The organism is Streptomyces sp. NPDC047072, assembly GCF_040643855.1.
Lineage (GTDB): Bacteria > Actinomycetota > Actinomycetes > Streptomycetales > Streptomycetaceae > Streptomyces.
The window spans coordinates 12312-28221 of sequence record NZ_JBEYVC010000136.1; the positions used below are offsets into that span (position 1 = coordinate 12312).

Annotated in this window: 13 protein-coding genes and 2 pseudogenes; 6 read left to right on the plus strand and 9 right to left on the minus strand. The window is 71.4% G+C overall.

Annotated features, from left to right (window positions below):
- The first annotated feature begins 15 nt into the window (after positions 1-15).
- Together ABZ896_RS38480 and ABZ896_RS38485 are read left to right on the plus strand one after the other, a co-directional pair.
- Complete coding sequence (locus tag ABZ896_RS38480; RefSeq protein ID WP_360939568.1) at positions 16-999, plus strand: aldo/keto reductase; 984 nt, start codon at positions 16-18, stop codon at positions 997-999.
- Positions 1000-1071: 72 nt separating this feature from the next.
- Positions 1072-1557, plus strand: coding sequence for a DUF6328 family protein (locus tag ABZ896_RS38485; protein ID WP_360939570.1), 486 nt, complete (start codon positions 1072-1074; stop codon positions 1555-1557).
- Here the strand turns inward: ABZ896_RS38485 and ABZ896_RS38490 are convergent.
- The 4 genes from ABZ896_RS38490 to ABZ896_RS38505 all read right to left on the minus strand — a co-directional run bounded on the left by ABZ896_RS38490 (position 1478) and on the right by ABZ896_RS38505 (position 4864).
- A complete protein-coding gene (locus ABZ896_RS38490; RefSeq protein WP_360939572.1) occupies positions 1478-2164 on the minus strand; it encodes a DUF2238 domain-containing protein in 687 nt (228 codons plus the stop codon). The genes ABZ896_RS38485 and ABZ896_RS38490 overlap by 80 nt on opposite strands.
- A gap of 91 nt (positions 2165-2255) precedes the next feature.
- A complete protein-coding gene (locus tag ABZ896_RS38495; protein WP_360939574.1) occupies positions 2256-2693 on the minus strand; it encodes an SsgA family sporulation/cell division regulator in 438 nt (145 codons plus the stop codon).
- Between the two features lie 61 nt (positions 2694-2754).
- Entirely contained in the window at positions 2755-3798 is a 1044-nt protein-coding gene (locus ABZ896_RS38500; protein ID WP_360939576.1) for a hypothetical protein, read from the minus strand.
- 94 nt (positions 3799-3892) lie between these two features.
- Positions 3893-4864 carry an LLM class F420-dependent oxidoreductase gene (locus ABZ896_RS38505; RefSeq protein ID WP_360939578.1) on the minus strand — a complete coding sequence of 324 codons (972 nt, stop codon included), beginning with the start codon at positions 4862-4864 and terminating at the stop codon, positions 3893-3895.
- Positions 4865-4915: 51 nt separating this feature from the next.
- Between ABZ896_RS38505 and ABZ896_RS38510 the strand changes: the two genes are divergently transcribed.
- Entirely contained in the window at positions 4916-6307 is a 1392-nt protein-coding gene (locus ABZ896_RS38510) for a serine hydrolase (RefSeq protein ID WP_360939580.1), read from the plus strand.
- Positions 6308-6313: 6 nt separating this feature from the next.
- Here ABZ896_RS38510 and ABZ896_RS38515 read toward each other — a convergent pair whose 3' ends face one another.
- The 4 genes from ABZ896_RS38515 to ABZ896_RS38530 all read right to left on the minus strand — a co-directional run bounded on the left by ABZ896_RS38515 (position 6314) and on the right by ABZ896_RS38530 (position 11648).
- The gene (locus tag ABZ896_RS38515) at positions 6314-7951 is read right to left on the minus strand and encodes a serine/threonine-protein kinase (protein ID WP_360939582.1); all 1638 of its coding nucleotides are present in this window, start codon (positions 7949-7951) and stop codon (positions 6314-6316) included.
- 207 nt (positions 7952-8158) lie between these two features.
- Positions 8159-8836: an AIM24 family protein gene (locus ABZ896_RS38520; RefSeq protein WP_360939584.1), complete on the minus strand. Its 678-nt coding sequence runs from the start codon at positions 8834-8836 to the stop codon at positions 8159-8161.
- 91 nt (positions 8837-8927) lie between these two features.
- Positions 8928-10367, minus strand: a complete 1440-nt coding sequence (locus tag ABZ896_RS38525; protein WP_360939586.1) for a CAP domain-containing protein — start codon at positions 10365-10367, stop codon at positions 8928-8930.
- An 84-nt stretch (positions 10368-10451) separates the two neighbouring features.
- Positions 10452-11648 (minus strand): serine hydrolase domain-containing protein, encoded by a 1197-nt coding sequence (locus ABZ896_RS38530; protein ID WP_360939588.1) that lies wholly within the window; start codon positions 11646-11648, stop codon positions 10452-10454.
- A 154-nt stretch (positions 11649-11802) separates the two neighbouring features.
- Here ABZ896_RS38530 and ABZ896_RS38535 point away from each other — a divergent pair, with 154 nt between their 5' ends.
- The 3 genes and pseudogenes from ABZ896_RS38535 to ABZ896_RS38545 all read left to right on the plus strand — a co-directional run.
- Entirely contained in the window at positions 11803-12981 is a 1179-nt protein-coding gene (locus tag ABZ896_RS38535; protein ID WP_360939590.1) for an ROK family transcriptional regulator, read from the plus strand.
- 29 nt (positions 12982-13010) lie between these two features.
- A complete protein-coding gene (locus tag ABZ896_RS38540) occupies positions 13011-14792 on the plus strand; it encodes a carbohydrate-binding protein (protein WP_360939592.1) in 1782 nt (593 codons plus the stop codon).
- 20 nt (positions 14793-14812) lie between these two features.
- Positions 14813-15790, plus strand: a pseudogene (locus ABZ896_RS38545) (glycoside hydrolase N-terminal domain-containing protein); the annotation flags it as partial.
- A gap of 27 nt (positions 15791-15817) precedes the next feature.
- Here the strand turns inward: ABZ896_RS38545 and ABZ896_RS38550 are convergent.
- Positions 15818-15910, minus strand: a pseudogene (locus ABZ896_RS38550) (GNAT family N-acetyltransferase); the annotation flags it as partial.

Here is a 15910-nt window from a genome sequence, read left to right on the forward strand (position 1 = left end):
TGACAGACTGACGCCATGGACGAGCGCACATTCGACAGGTCCCAGCAGCACGCATCCGTCGTCGGACTCGGCACCTGGCAACTCGGGGCCGACTGGGGAGACGTCGACGACAAGGAAGCCCTCTCGGTACTGGAGGCGGCGGCCGAGTCGGGGGTCACCTTCTTCGACACGGCCGACGTCTACGGCGACGGACGCAGCGAGCAGACCATCGCCTCCTTCCTGAGCGGCCGGCCCGACCTGCATGTGCTGGTCGCCACCAAGATGGGCCGCCGCGTCGACCAGATCCCCGAGAACTACGTCCTCGACAACTTCCGCGCCTGGAACGACCGTTCGCGCCGCAACCTCGGCGTCGACCGCATCGACCTGGTGCAGCTGCACTGCCCGCCCACGCCCGTCTACTCCAGCGACGAGGTCTTCGACGCCCTCGACACCCTGGTCGAGGAGGAGCGCATCGCCCACTACGGCGTGAGCGTGGAGACCGCCGCGGAGGCGCTCACCGCGATCGCCCGCCCGGGCGTGGCCAGCGTGCAGATCATCCTCAACGCCTTCCGCATGAAGCCGCTGTACGAGGTGCTCCCGTCCGCCCGGGAGGCGGGCGTCGGCATCATCGCCCGCGTCCCGCTCGCCTCGGGCCTGCTCTCCGGCAAGTACACCGCGGACACGGTCTTCCCGGAGAACGACCACCGCACCTACAACCGGCACGGCGAGTCCTTCGACGTCGGCGAGACCTTCTCCGGCGTCGACTACCGCACCGGTGTCGAGGCGGCCGCCGAGTTCTCCGCCCTGGCCCCCGAGGGCTACACCCCGGCCCAGCTCGCCCTGCGCTGGATCATCGAGCAGCCCGGCGTGACCACCGTCATCCCCGGCGCCCGCAACCCCGAGCAGGCCCGCGCCAACGCGGCCGCCGCCAAGCTGCCCCCGCTGTCCGAGGAGACCCTCACGGCGATCCGGGACCTCTACGACCGCCGCATCAAGGACCAGGTCGAGAGCCGCTGGTGAACCCGCACGGCCCCGGGAGCGCGCTCCCGGGGCCGGCTGTTTGAACGATCAGGTACCGGATACCCGGACCGCATGGTCGACACGGTGACACGGACAGGCCGCGACGAGACCCAGGAAGAACGCGCGGACCGCATGTGGAGCGAACTCATCCAGGAGATCCGGGTCGCGCAGACGGGTGTCCAGATCCTGTTCGGCTTCCTGCTGACGGTGGTCTTCACACCGAAGTACGACGACCTGGCCCACACCGACCAGGTCATCTACATCGTGACCGTCGTCCTCGGCTCCTGCGCCACCGGCGCCCTCATCGGGCCGGTCTCCCTGCACCGTCTCGTCTCGGGGCGACGCATCAAACCCCAGGCCGTGCGGATCGCCTCCCGGCTGACCTTCGTGGGCCTCGTCCTCCTCCTGACGACGATGACGGCCGCCCTGCTGCTGATCCTGCGCGTCGCGACCCACGACTCCTGGGTGCCGTGGCTCGTCACCGCGGTCGTGGCGTGGTACCTGCTGTGCTGGTTCGCGCTGCCGCTGTGGACCCGGCGCCGCTATACGACGAAGTGAGCCGCTTCAGCTGTCGGTCGTGCACGCGGCTCAGGACCAGCACCGAGACGGTGGCGCCGATCAGCGCGCAGAACATGTCCCACTGCGTGTCCCACACATCGCCCTGCGTCGCCAGGAACGCGTCCGCCGCGTGACCGCCCGCCACCGCGGCCGCCCACTCCAGCATCTCGAAGACCGCGCTGAACGCCAGGCACGCGCACACCGTCAGCGGCGCCAGCCAGCGGCTGCCCCGCAGCGGCGAGGTACGGCTGAGCACCTCCCGTACCAGAACCGCCGGTACGAAGCCCTGCATGAGGTGGCCGAGACGGTCGTACGGATTGCGGTCGAGCCCGAAGGTGCCCCGCACCCAGTCGCCGAGCGGCACCTGCGCGTAGGTGTAGTGGCCGCCCACGATCAGCACGAGCGCGTGCACCGCCAGCAGACAGCACAGCAGGTCGGTCAGCGGGAAGCGGCGCCAGGTCAGGGCGATCAGCGGCAGCCCGACCAGGACCCACACGGTCTCCAGGAACCAGGTCGTGCGGTCGCGCGGGCCCCAGGCGGACAGGGCCAGCGCGGCGATCACGGCCCAGGCGAGCAGGACGGGCAGCGGCCGTCGCACAGCGGTCATCGGATGCTCCTTGTCGTAGGAGCCTCATCGTCGGGGCGGACAGGCCGCGACGGCATGAGTACGGCTACTCAGTCGGCCCGCGCTGTACGGCTCAGCCGCCCGCGATGACCGAGGCCAGGAACTCGTCGACGCTGACCTCCTCCTGGCCCGTCGGCACGATCTCGCGGGTCTCGCACAGGAAGGCGGTGAGCGCGGGGGCCCAGGCGAAGACCACCGCGTGCTGGCGCTGCCCGTCGGAGCGCGCGTCGCCGTAGAAGTCCATGCGCAGCTCCTCCCAGACACCGGTCGAGACGGGGCGCAGTCTCACGTCCCCCACCCCGACCGGGCCGCGCAGTCCGTCGGCGAGCATCTCCCGGTCCAGCCGCCAGCGCGCCAGCACCCGGCCGTCGTGGCTGAACACTGCGGTGACGGCGAACGGGTCCGAGGCGTCGTAGCCCAGGTGGGCGAGCACGGGACAGCGGCCCGTCTCGCCCGCCTGCAGTTGCACGACGAGGGTCTTGTGCGCGGTCCGGTGCGCGAAGGAGTTCACCTGGAGGCCTCCGGGGAGAAGGACGTAGGACCCTCTAGTACCCCTCCCGCGCCCAAGATGCTCAGTCGTTCGGGTGATTGTCCTTCGCTCCGCGCAGAGCGGACAGACAGGACGCGATGGCCTGCTGGAGTTCCTCCAGGCGCTGGACCATGTCGTCCTCGTAGAAGTCCTGGGCGTCGTCGAAGGTCAGCTCCTCGAACGCCTTGGTCGCCTTCTGGAGGCTGCTGTAGAACTTCGTCCGCCGCTCCTGGACCCGGAGGTCGGGGTCGGCCTCGACGGCCTCGGCGACGAGGTTCTTCATCGTGTCGAAGGCCTCGGCCGCCCACTCGCCGGTGTCCTCGTCCTCGTCCAGCTCCTCCAGGAGGGACAGATGGCGCTCGGCCTCCTGGCGCAGGTCGACCGGTGCGTCGATGGTCTGCCCGGCCGGTGTCTTGACCTGGCCGGACTCGGCGATCTGGCGGACGTAGCCGATCCGGTCGGCGGCCCTGCTCTCGGTGGCCACCGCCTTCTTCAGGTCGTCGGTGCGCACCACGTCCCGGGCCAGCGAGGCCTGAAGCTCCGGGTCCTCCTTGATCCGGTCCAGCAGGGCGCTGCGCGCCGCCCGGGCGGTGGAGGGGTCGGCGAGGATCGCGGCGCGCAGCGCGGTCGGGTTCTCCGCGACCTCCAGCGCCTTGGTCGGGCGGATGCCCTCGGCCTCGGCGGCCTCGGCGATGGCCGTGCCCCGCTCGGAGCCGGAGCTGTTGCGCGAGCTGTAGTAGCTCAGCCACACGTCCGCGTCCGGCAGCTCCACCTCCTGGCCCGGCGCCAGCGCCTCGAAGTGCGGGACCATGCCGTCGTCGGCGGCCCGGTCCCAGGCCTTGTAGTAGCGCATGACGCGCTCGGGCGAGCAGCCGGCCAGCTCGGCGAACTCCTTCGCCGAGACCTTGGGCGTCTCGTCCGCGCCCTGGCCGCCGGGCCGTACGCTGCGCGCCACCATCAGGCCGAAGGTCCATGCGCCGGTCCGCGCGTAGACCCCGAACTCGCGGGCGTCCCGCGCGACGAGGTCGTTCAGGGGCGCGGAGGATGTCTCGGCCGAGGTCTCGGACGGGTCGATCGCAAGGGTCACGGGTGCTTCTCCTGGGCAGGCTTGTTCGAACCGCACACTGTGCAGGTCGGAAGCCTAAGCCACCCGTGCGCGCCGCCCCGTCAGGCCGCTCCGCTCAGCCGAGCGCGTCGCGCAGCGCCGGCAGCAGCGTCTTCGCCGACCAGTCCAGGTACTCCGGCTGCGAGTCGCCGCCGATCTGCACCAGCGCGATCTCGGTGAACCCCGCCTCCGCGTACGGCCGTACGGCCTCCACGAAGGCGTCGGGATCGTCGCCGCACGGGATGGACGAGGCCACGTCGTCCTCCGTCACGAACTGCGTGGCCGACTCGAAGGAATCCGGGTGCGGCAGCTCGGAGTTGACCTTCCAGCCGTTGCCGAACCAGCGGAACTGCGAGTGCGCCCGCTTCACGGCGGTGTCCCGGTCCGGGTCGTAGCAGACCGGGAGTTGGCCCACCCGCGGCTTGCCGGCGCCGCCGTGCCGGTCGAAGGCCTCCAGCAGGCCGGCCTTCGGTTCGGTGGCGATGACGAGGTCGGCGAGCCGGCCCGCGAGCGCGCAGGACTGCTCGCCGGAGACGGCGATACCGATCGGCGGCGGGGCGTCGGGAAGGTCCCACAACCGGGCCGACTCCACGTCGAAGTGGGTCCCACGATGGTTCACATGGCCGCCCTCGAAGAGCGCGCGGATGATCTCCACCGCCTCCTCCAGCATCTCGTGCCGTACGTCGGCCGACGGCCAACCGCCGCCCACCACATGCTCGTTGAGGTTCTCGCCGGAGCCAAGACCGAGCCGGAAGCGGCCCTCGGACAGCAGCTGCAGCGTGGCCGCCTTCTGCGCCACCACCGCCGGGTGGTAGCGGACCGTCGGACAGGTCACGTACGTCATCAGCGGGATCCGCGAGGTCGCCTGGGCGGCGGCCCCGAGCACGCTCCACGCGTACGGTGAGTGACCCTGCGAGCGCAGCCACGGAAAGTAGTGGTCCGAGGTCACCGAGAAGTCGAAGCCCGCCTCTTCCGCCCGCACCACATGGTCGACGAGCTCACGGGGGCCGGCCTGCTCCGTCATCATCGTGTATCCGATTCGCACCATGCGTACCGGGTCCCCTGACGGCGGAGCCGAAAACGGCGCCAGGATGTCCGCATGCGCTCTCTGCCTACGAGTCCCCCCGCTGCCCAGGGCGTCGACGCCTCGAAGGTCCACGCCTTCCTCGACGCCCTCGAATCCGCCCCGGACATCGAGCCGCACAGCCTCGTGCTGCTGCGGCACGGTCACGTCGTCGCGTCCGGCTGGTGGGCGCCGTACGGACCGGAGCGTCCGCAGCTGCTGTACTCGCTCAGCAAGAGCTTCACCGCGACGGCCGCCGGGTTCGCCGTCGCCGAGGGGCTGATCCGGCTCGACGACCCGGTGATCTCGTACTTCCCGGAACTCGACGCCGAGGTCACCGACCCGCGCACCCGCGCGATGCTCGTCCGGCACATTGCTTCCATGTCGAGCGGGCACGTGGAGTGGACCTTCGACCCGGCGCTCGCGCTCGATCCCCACGACATCGTCCGCGGCTTCCTGCTGCTCCCGCCGGACCGGGACCCGGGCACCGTCTTCCTCTACGACCAGCCCGCCACCTACACGCTCGCGGCGATCCTCCAGCGCGTCACCGGCCGGACGCTGACCGCCTACCTGCGGCCCCGGCTGTTCGACCCGCTCGGCATCGGCGAGGTGGCGTGGCTGCACGACCGGGCGGGCCGGGAGCTGGGCTTCAGCGGGCTGCACGCCACCACCGACGCGGTCGCCCGGCTCGGGCAGCTGTATCTGGCGCGCGGTGTGTGGGAGGGCGAGCGGGTGCTGCCCGAGGCGTGGGTGGCCGAGGCGACACGCGTGCAGATCGCGAACGGGGAGGGGACTTCGGACTGGGAGCGGGGCTACGGCTTCCAGTTCTGGATGTCCCGGCACGGCTACCGCGGCGACGGCGCCTACGGGCAGTTCTGTGTGGTGCTGCCCGAGCAGGACGCCGTGCTCGCGCTCACCTCGGAGACCACCGACATGCAGAAGGTGCTGGACCTCGTCTGGCAGCACCTGCTCCCCGCGTGCGGGCCCGCCCCGCTGAGCGGCCGGGAGAGCGTGGACAAGGCGCTGGCCGAGCGGCTCGGCCTGCTCGCGGTGGCGCTGGCCGAAGGCTCTCCGAGGGAGGGGGACGTCACGGTCTTCACTCCCTACGGCGGTGTCTGTGCCGGCCAGCCGACGCTGACCGCTGTCGAAGCCGGACCGGAAGGCCGGCTCACCCTCGTCGAGGACGGCCACCGACTGGAGCTGCGGCTGCGGCCGGGCGTCTGGACGGTCACCGAGGACGATGTGCCCGCAGCCGTCAGCGGGGGTTGGACCGACGAGGACACCCTCGCCGTGGACGTGGCGTTCCTGGAGACGCCCCACCATCTGCTGGTGACCTGTTCACGGAGCGACCGGACGTTCACCGCGCGCTGGCGTACCCAGCCGCTGCACGACGGTCCGCTGCGTCGGATGCGGGCGCCCCGGGGCTGAGGGCGCTCAGTCCTCGGGTACGTCGAAGGTCTTGAAGAACGCGTCGAGCGCGTCCTGGTTCGCGTCGTCGTTCCAGTCGGCGGACGGTGTCGTCCACCGCAGCGAGTAGCCGCTGCCCCCGCCGACCAGGAAACCCCGGCCGAGCGTGCGCACTTGAGCGCCGTCGACGTCCTCGACCCACTGCATGTCGGCGGCCTTGCGGCCCTGGTAGGTCGTCGCGCGGATGTCGCCGAGGCGCTCGTAGCCGGTGTGCGTCTCCAACTCCGGCTCCACGTCGTCGCGCCAGACGACCACCGGGTCGGGGCCCACGACCTTGCTGTACGTGACGGCCAGGGTGCGCGGGTCCCCGGCGGCACCGAAGGTGACGCGGTAGGCCAGGTCGTCCTGGCGGGAGGTCTCCAGCACCTTCCAGCCCTTGGGCAGCGAGATCGAGAAGCCTTCGGGGGAGTGGTACTCGCTGAACCCCGGCGGCAGCCCCGTGCCCGGTGTGGCGGAGGCGCTCTTCGTCGGTGTGGGCGTCGGAGACGCCGTCGTGGGAGGGCTGGAGGGCTTCCCGTCGATCCGGTCCCCGGAAGGGCTCGCAGAAGGGTTCGTGGATGGGGAGGGCGGCGAGGAGGCGGCGGCCGAGGTGACCGGGGCACTCGGCTCGTCGCCGGCCGAGGTGTCGTTGAAGGGCAGCGAACTGGTGGCGGTGAGGACGGCGGCGGCCACCGTGACGACGGCCAGCGCGGTCCCGGCGATCAGCAGACGGCTGTTGCGGGCCGGGGCGGCCGCGTACCAGACGCGCAGCCGGGGCCTCGGCTCCTCCGGCGCACTCGCATCGGACTCCTCGTCGATGATCCGGTCGAGCGTGCCGCGGACCGCGGCACGGGTCAGCCGCTCCGTGGAGTTCTTGCGCAGCAGCCCCTGCACGATCGCCGTGAGCGGCCCGGCCCGCAGCGGCGCGCGCAACGGCAGCCGGTCCACCCCCTTGAGCGTGGCCGCCGGACGGTCGCGGTCCCGGAAGGGCGGCCGGCCCTCGACCATCGTGTACAGGATCGCGCCGAGCGCCCACAGGTCCGCGGCCGGCCCGATGCGCTCGTCGCGGGCCTGCTCCGGGGAGGCGTACGACGGTGCCGAGAGCCTCGGCGCGAGGGTCGCCCCGGCCAGGCCGAAGCCGGTGACCACGACGGAACCCTGGTTGCCCACGAACACCTGCCCCGGGCTCAGTTCGCCGTGGGTGATGCCCTCGCCGTGCGCCGCGTCCAGGACCTCTAGCAGCTCCAGACCGATGCGTGCCGCCCGGGCCGGGTCGAACGTCCCCTGCTGGGCGAGGAGTTCGCCGAGCGGGACGCCGTCGACGCACTCGGTCACGGTCCACAGGGCGCCGTCCTGCTCGACGGCGTCGAGCACCGCGACGACCCGGCCGGGCGCGAGGACCCGCATGGTCTTGGACATCCGCACGACACCGGCGGCGGTGCGCTGCGCCGTCTCCGGGTCGGTATCGGGAGGCAGGCCGACCTGGGTGAGCAGACAGGGCCGCTCGGTCGTGATGTCCTCGCCGTACCAGCAGGTCCGGTTGGTCTCGCCGTGCAGGACGTCCAGGGGACGGTACCGACCGGCGACCAACTCATGTGTGGAGACGTGCGCCTTGACCATGCTCATCCCTCGCTGAACCCCTGGCTCTCACCTTTCACAGACTTACGGCGGGCGCGGCTGGATCTGTTCAATCAAACCCTCAACCGATGGACAACGCTGTCCAGTTGTTCATCTCCTGTACGACGGGTCAGGAGAACAGTGCCGCAGGTGACCGGAGTTGTGCGTCTCGGGGCGGCCCGAGACGCCCGGCCCACCCGCGGCAGGTCGGCCGTCTCAGTGCTGCTGGGGTTTCTGCGGGGTCTCCTCGCTCGGACGGACCACGACATAGCCCTGGCCCTGGAGCATCAGCTGGACGGCCTCGCCGGAACCGCCGCGCAGCATCGAGCCGATGGACTGCGAGCGGTGCAGCGAGGTGTTCAGGCCGGCGGTCCAGCCGACCACCGCGTCCGTGTCGACGTACACCGGGTACTCCTGGGAGACCGGGATGACCAGCGGGTTGCCCTCGCAGACCAGCCCGAGCCTGCCGTGGCCCGTGAAGACGCTGTTGAACAGGCCGCCGCCTGCGATCCCCGCGCCCTTCACCGTCGAAATGCGGTAGGCCAACGTGGCGTCGAAACACAGGACGTTGCGGCCGTTGACGGTGAACTCGTCGCCCTGCTCGACGTCGACGATGAAACAGTTCTGGGCCTCGTGCGCGAACCAGGCCTCGCCCTGGCCGCGCACCGTCATCAGCGGCAGGCCCTCGCCGGTGACGGCCCGCTTGAGCATGCCGCCCACGCCCTGGCCCTTGCGCTCGAACTGGAGATTGCCGCGGTAGGCGATCATCGCGCCCTGGCGGGCGAGCATCTCGCCGTGCACCGCGTACCTGATGCACTTGGAGTTCTCGACGGTCATGCCCGGCGCCGTGGCCGGCTGCACCATGTGCTCACTGGAAAACAGGTCACCCTTCATGAGGGGCATCGTGGCCCGGAGGGTTTCGTTCCGCCAAGATCCCTTCCGGCGTGGCGAGTTCGCGGTGCTGCTTCCGGCAGGCGCGAGGACTTCAGGCGCCGAACAACTGCGTCCAGTACGTGCCCGCCGGGCCGCCGCCCGCGAAGCCGATGCCGATGTGGGTGAAGTCGGGCTTGAGGATGTTGGCGCGGTGGCCGGGGCTGTTCATCCAGCCCTCCACGACCTCGGCCGGGGTGCGCTGCCCGCAGGCGATGTTCTCGCCGATCGTGCGCCGGCTGGAGCCCGCGGCGGCGGCCCGGTCCCAGGGCTGGGTGCCCTCGGGCGAGGTGTGGGAGTAGAAGGCGCGGACCGCCATGTCCGTGCTGTACGCCTGCGCGGCGGACGTGAGGTGCGCGTCGACGGCCAGGGGGCGCAGACCGGCCCTGGCCCGCTCCCGGTTGGTGAGGTCGACGACCTCGTCGGCGGTCCGCCGGAGATCGCCCGGACCGAGCGGCCTCGCCCACAGCGCCGTCCAGTACGTGTCGCCGTCGCGGCCGCGGACCTGGGCCACGCCGACGTGGACGACGTCACGGTCGTACAGGGCGCGGCGGGCCTGGTCGGTGCGCAGGCAGTAGTCGACGAACTCCGCGGCGGTACGCGGGCCGGAGACCAGGTGCTCCCGGACCGTGACGTACGCGTACCCGGTGGCCGCGAGGCGCTGGTGCACGGAGACACCGTCCGGCCCCTCGCCGCCGAGGCGTCCGGCGGAGGCCATCGCGGAGGCGTGGGCGTGGGCGGCGGTGGTGAGGCGGGCGTCGAGGACGACCGGGGGTGAACCGGCTTGGGCGCGGGCGGAGTTGACGAGGGGGAGGAAGCCGTCGGGGCCCGGGGGAGCGGGGGAGTGCATCGTGGCGCCCTGGGCGGGGCGCGCGGTGGGCGTCGGCGGGGTAGGGCGTGTGTCGTGCCCAGGAGCGGGCGGCGGGGTCGGACGTGCGGATGCCGATCCGGCCCGCGTCGGCGCCGTCGGGGAGGCGGCCCCTGTCGGCGTTGTCCGTGACGCGGTCCCCGCCGGCTCGTCCAGGACGTCCACCCCGAAATCCCGTGCCAGGCCGGCGAGTCCGTCGGCGTACCCCTGGCCCAGGGCCCGCAGCTTCCAGCCGTCCCCGCGCCGGTATATCTCCGCCAGCAGCAGGACCGTCTCCTGGCGTGGCCGGGGCGGGGCGAACCGGGCCAGCGCTCGGCCGCCCGCATCCGTCACGTGCAGGACGGGTGCGGGCAGCCGGCCCAGGGGAGTGGTGGGGTCGGCCGGGCTGACGACCACCGTGACCCGGCTCGCCCCGGCCCGCAGCCGGCGCGGATCGACGGTGAGCGTGTCCCCGGACAGGTGGGCGCCGGGTGCGCCGGGCTGGTTGTAGAACACGAAGTCCGCGTCGCCCCGGACCTTGCCGCCCTCGTCCGTGACGAGCGCGGACACGTCGAAGGGGCCGGGCACCCGGACGGTCACGGCCCCGGCGGGGAGGGGCAGATTGCCCCCGGGGACCAACTCGCTCATGGTGCCGCCCTGCTGTCGTCTCTCGGCTCGTCCCGATCAACGCGCACCGGGACGCCCGGGTTCCCGACCCCGCGGGGAAACCGCTCAGCCCAGCGGAACCGCCGGCGCCACGTCCTCCTGCCGCTCCACCGGTGCTACCCCGCGCCGCACCTTCACCGACTTCCCGCAGAACGCGGAGTCCAGCGTGCGCAGCATCGTGGTGAGGACCGTGCCGTTGTTGGACGTGTTGACGGCGGCGGCCAGACTCCGCTTCCCGTCCTTCGACGCGAACGCGTACGTGTAGAAGCCCTGCACGGCACCCGTGTGGCCGTACACCGACACCCCGCACGACAGATCACGACGGCGCAGTCCGAGGCCGTACGCCTGACCGGTCCCCGCCGGTACCCACCGCTCCATCTGCGCCAGCCGCGCGGCCGAGGTGAGCCGGCCCCTGAGCAGTGCGGACAGGAAGGTGTTGAGGTCCCGCGTGCTGGAGATCAGCGCCCCCGCGCTCTGGGCCCACGACACGGTCTGCTCGGTGGCGTCGACCAGGGCCGCGCCCGCCCGGTCCGGGGTGAGGTAGCCGTGGGCGTGCCGGCCCGGGATCCTCAGGGCGGGGTGCACATAGAAGGTGTCGCGCAGCTTCAGCGGCCGGATGATCCGGTTCTCGTACTCGCTGCCCACAGGATTCCCGGTGAGCTTCTCGATCAGCATGCCGGCGACGACGAAATTGGTGTTCGAGTACGAGTAGACCGTGCCCGGCGCGTGCGTGCGCGGATGCCGCAGGGAGCGGCGCACCAGCTCCCTGGGGGTGAACACCTTCTTGCGGACCGCCTCGAACCCCGAGACCGAACTCGCGAACATGTCGTTCGTGTAGTCGTACAGCCCGCTGCGGTGGCTCAGCACCTGCCGGACGGTGATCCGGCGGTCGGGCAGCAGGCCCGGCAGATAGCGGTCGACCGGCGCGTCGAGCTTCAGCTTCTTCTCGTCGACCAGTTGCAGCAGCACGGTGGCGGTGAACACCTTGGTCACGCTGCCGATGCGGAAACGGTCGGTGGCGGCGAGGGCTCTTCCGGTCGTGCGGTCGGCCACGCCCGTCGTCGCCCGGAACACCGTGCCCCGGTCGTCGATCCGTGCCATCGCGCCCGGTGCGCCCCCGCGCAGCGCCGCACGCAACACGCCGCGCACACCTGCGAGGTCCGGGTCGCGCGGGGCGACCGACCCGGCGTGGGCAGGGACCGCCGGCAAGGACATCAGCACCGCTCCGACGACCGTCCCCGCACGTACTCCCGCTCTCCTCATCAGCCTCTGCTCCTGTCTCTCGATGGCCCGTCACTGAGGGGAGTATTGCCGTGAAGATCATGAAAAGTGGCGATTGGTGGACCCGTCCCACCTGTGAACCGGATTTGTGTTTCCTTTATTGACGACGGAAAAGAATGCCTCTAGGTTTCCGGCCATGAGCCCGACCCCGCGTGCCGAGACCTTCCCGGTGAACACACCGGCCGCCTCGCAGGTGTTCACCACCGTCCTGTCGCAGGGGCCCCTCCCGCGACTGGAGGTGGCCCGGCGTGTCGGGCTGTCCCCGGCAGCCGTCACCAAGGCCGTCCGGCCCCTCATCGAGGCCGGGTACCTGGTGGAGGGCGCGGACGAGGAGGCGCGTCCCGCCCTCGGGCGGCCCGCGAACCTCGTCCGCGTGGACGGCGGACGCGCGCTGTTCATCGGGGTGAAGGTGACCGGCGACGAGGTCATCGGCGTGCTCACCGACCTGTGCTGCCGGATCCGCGTCGCCCGCCATCTGCCGCTGGCCGACCGCGATCCCAAGGCCGTGCTCGCGGCCGTCGCGGATCTCGTCCAGCAACTGCTCGGCGAGGCGGGGGAGTTCACCGCCCCGGTCCTCGGCCTCGGCATCGCCGTCTCCGGCGACGTCGACCGCGCCGAGGGCACCGTCCGCTACTCGCCGTTCCTCGACTGGCGGGACGTCCCACTCGCCGAACTCGCCGCCATGACCACGGGGTTGCCGGTCACCGTGGACAACGACGTGCGCGCCCTGACCGTCGCCGAGCAGTGGTTCGGCGCCGGAGTCGGCCTGTCCGACTTCGCCCTGGTGACCGTCGGCACCGGCATCGGCTGCGGCCTGGTGGTACACGGCAAGGTGGTCGCCGGGGCCCACGGGGTCGCCGGCGAGATCGGGCACGTGACCGTCGACCCGAACGGCCCCCTGTGCCACTGCGGCAACCGCGGCTGCGTGGAAGCCGTCGCGGGTGAGGCCGCGATCCTCCGGCAGATCGGTGAGGCCACCGGCACCGAACTCACCGGCCCCGCCGAGGCGTTGGCCCTCGCCCACCGCGGCGTCGCCGGGGCCCGGGACGTCTACGCCCGCGCGGGCGAGGCGATCGGCCGGGGCATCGCCACCGTCGCCAACCTCCTCGGACCCGAGCGCGTGATCATCTCCGGCGAGGGACTCGCCGCCTACGACCTGTTCGCCGAACAGATCCGCGACGCCTTCGTCGCGGCCGCGTTCGGCTCCGCCGCCCAGTGCGACGTCCGCACCCGCCCGCTGCCCTTCGAAGAGTGGGCGCGCGGCGCCGCGGCCACCGCCATCCAGTCCTTCATCACCCCGGACACGAGCCGATAAGCACCCGCATCCCCTTGGAGGCACGACCCATGCGGTCATCCTCGTACTTCCCCATGCCCGCGAGAGCCCTCCTGGTGCTCGCCCTCACCGCGGTCGCCGTCCCCACGGCCCACGCCGCCGACACCCCCGCGACCGCCCAGGCCGCCAAGCCCTATATGGGCTGGTCGAGTTGGAGCATGCAGTCGTCCAAGTACCCCGGCCTCAACCCGGACGGCGACTACAGCTACCTCACCGAGGCCAACGTCCTCAAGCAGACCGACGCCCTGGCCGCGAAGCTCAAGAAGTACGGCTACGAGTACGTCAACATCGACGCCGGCTGGTGGATGGACAAGACCTGGAAGTCCGGGTTCGACCAGTACGGCCGCCAGAAGCCCGACCCCGTGCGCTTCCCCAGCGGCATGAAGGCCGTCGCCGACCGCATCCACGCCAAGGGCCTCAAGGCCGGCATCTACCTCCCGGCCGGCCTGGAGAAGGGCGCGTACGGGGACGGTAGGACGCCGATCTGGAACGCCGACGGCTGTACCACCGCCGACATCGTCTACGACGACCTGCGCACCACCAACGGCTGGGACAGCGCCTACAAGCTCGACTTCGCCAAGCCCTGCACCAGCAAGTACATAGACTCCCAGGCCGAGTTGATCGCCGGCTGGGGCTACGACTTCCTCAAACTCGACGGCGTCGGCCCCGGCTCCGGGAAGAGCGGCGACCAGTACGACAACGTCGCCGACGTGGCCGCCTGGCACCGGGCGATAGCGGAGACCGGCCGCCCGATCCACCTCGAACTCTCCTGGTCCCTCGACATCGGCCACGCGGCCGACTGGAAGAAGTACTCGCAGGGCCGGCGCATCGACACCGACGTCGAGTGCTACTGCAACACCCTCGTCAGCTGGGAGAACTCGGTCGACGACCGCTGGGACGACACCCCCGCCTGGACCCGGCACGCCGGACCCGGCGGCTGGAACGACCTGGACTCCCTGGACGTCGGCAACGGCGAGATGGACGGCCTGACCAAGGCCGAGCGGCAGAGCTACGCCACCCTGTGGGCCATCGCCAAGTCCCCGCTCTACACCGGCGACGACCTCACCCGCCTCGACTCCTACGGCCTCTCCCTGCTGACCAACCGCGAGGTCATCGCCCTCAACCAGGGCCCCAACCCGCCCGCGCACCCGGTCACCCCGTCCGACCCCCAGCAGGTGTGGGCCTCGAAGAACCCCGACGGCACCTACACCGTCGCCCTGTTCAACCTGGCCGACAAGCCGGCCTCGGTGACCGCCGACTGGTCCACCCTCGGCTTCACCGGCAAGGCGGCCGTCCGCGACCTCTGGAACCACGAGAACCTCGGCACCCACCGGAACAAGGTCTCCCAGGCCCTGCCCGCCCACGGCTCCCGCCTGTTCACCGTCACCCCGCGCGGCACCGCACTGGCCTCCACCGGCTACGAGGCCGAGTCCCCGGCCAACACCCTCACCGGCAACGCCTCCGTCGCCGACTGCTCCGCCTGCTCCGACGGAAAGAAGGTCGGCAACTTGTACCTCGGCGGAAAGCTGACCTTCAACGACGTCGTCGTCGCGAAGTCCGGCACCTACCAGATCAAGGTCTCCTACATCAGCGGCGACGCCCGCTCGGTGGACGTCTCGGCGAACGGCGGCGGCGCCACCCGCCACAAGCTCCCCGCCACCGGCGACTGGGGGACCGTGTCGAGCGTCTACGTGCCCGTGACGCTCAAGGCCGGCAGCAACACGATCACCTTCGACAGCGGCAACGACTACGCGCCGGACATCGACCGGATCGACGTACCCCAGTCTTCCTGAATGCCCTGACAGGAGCCGCCATGCCCAGCGAACCGTCGCACGCCCTGTCCAGACGCACCCTGATGTCCCTCGCCGCGCTCACCGGAGCCCTCGGCGCGCTCCCCGCCTTCACCGCGTCGGCGGAACCGCAGCGCCCCACCGACTCCGTCGAGAGCACACCGCAGGACACGCTCTGGTGGCAGGCCCCCGCCGACGACCACTCGATGATCGAACAGGGCCTGCCCGTCGGCAACGGCCGCCTCGGCGCCCTCGCGAGCAACGACCCCGGCCGCGAACTCCTCCTCGTCACCGACGCCACGATGTGGACCGGCGGCCTCAACGACACCCTCGACTCCGACGGCCAATTCCCCTACGGCCGCCAGGACTTCGGCTCCTTCACCCTGCTGGCCCGGCTCACCGTCGACATCCCGGACCACGACCTCTCCGCCGTCTCCGGCTACCGCCGCACCCTCGACCTCGCACAAGGGGTCGTCGGAACGTCGTACCTCCGCAAGGGCGTCACCTATCGGCGGCAGATCTTCGCCAGCAAGCCCGACGACGTCATCGTCCTGCACTTCACGCAGAGCGGCGGCGGCCGCTACACCGGCACCGTCACCCTGGAGGGCACCCACGGCGAGGACCCGGCGGTCTCCTTCGGGGCCGCCCTCCCGAACGGGCTGCGCTACGGGGCCGCGATCACGGCGTACGGCGACGGAGGGAGCGTCCGGGTCGACGGGCCGCACATCACCTTCACGGGGTGCAGGGACCTCACCGTCGTTTTGAGCGGTGGCACCGACTACGTGCCGGATGCCGCCGCCCGCTTCCGCGACCCGTCCCTCGACCCCGAGCGCCTCGCCCGCACCAAGGTCCGGTCCGCCGCCCGGCACTCGGCGGCCACCCTGCTGCGCACACACGCCGCCGACCACCGTGCCCTGTACGGGCAGTTCGGCATCTCGCTCGGCACCTCCTCGGCGGACCAACGCGCCCTGGACACCTGGGAGCGCCTCCAGACACGGGCGTGGGGATGTCCTGGACGTGCTGGTAGACCACCGAGAGCGGGCCGTCTGCAACAACTTCTCCAGCAACTGATGCCCGACACCGGCACCCTTCAGGCCCGGCTTGACCGCGAGAGTGCGCAC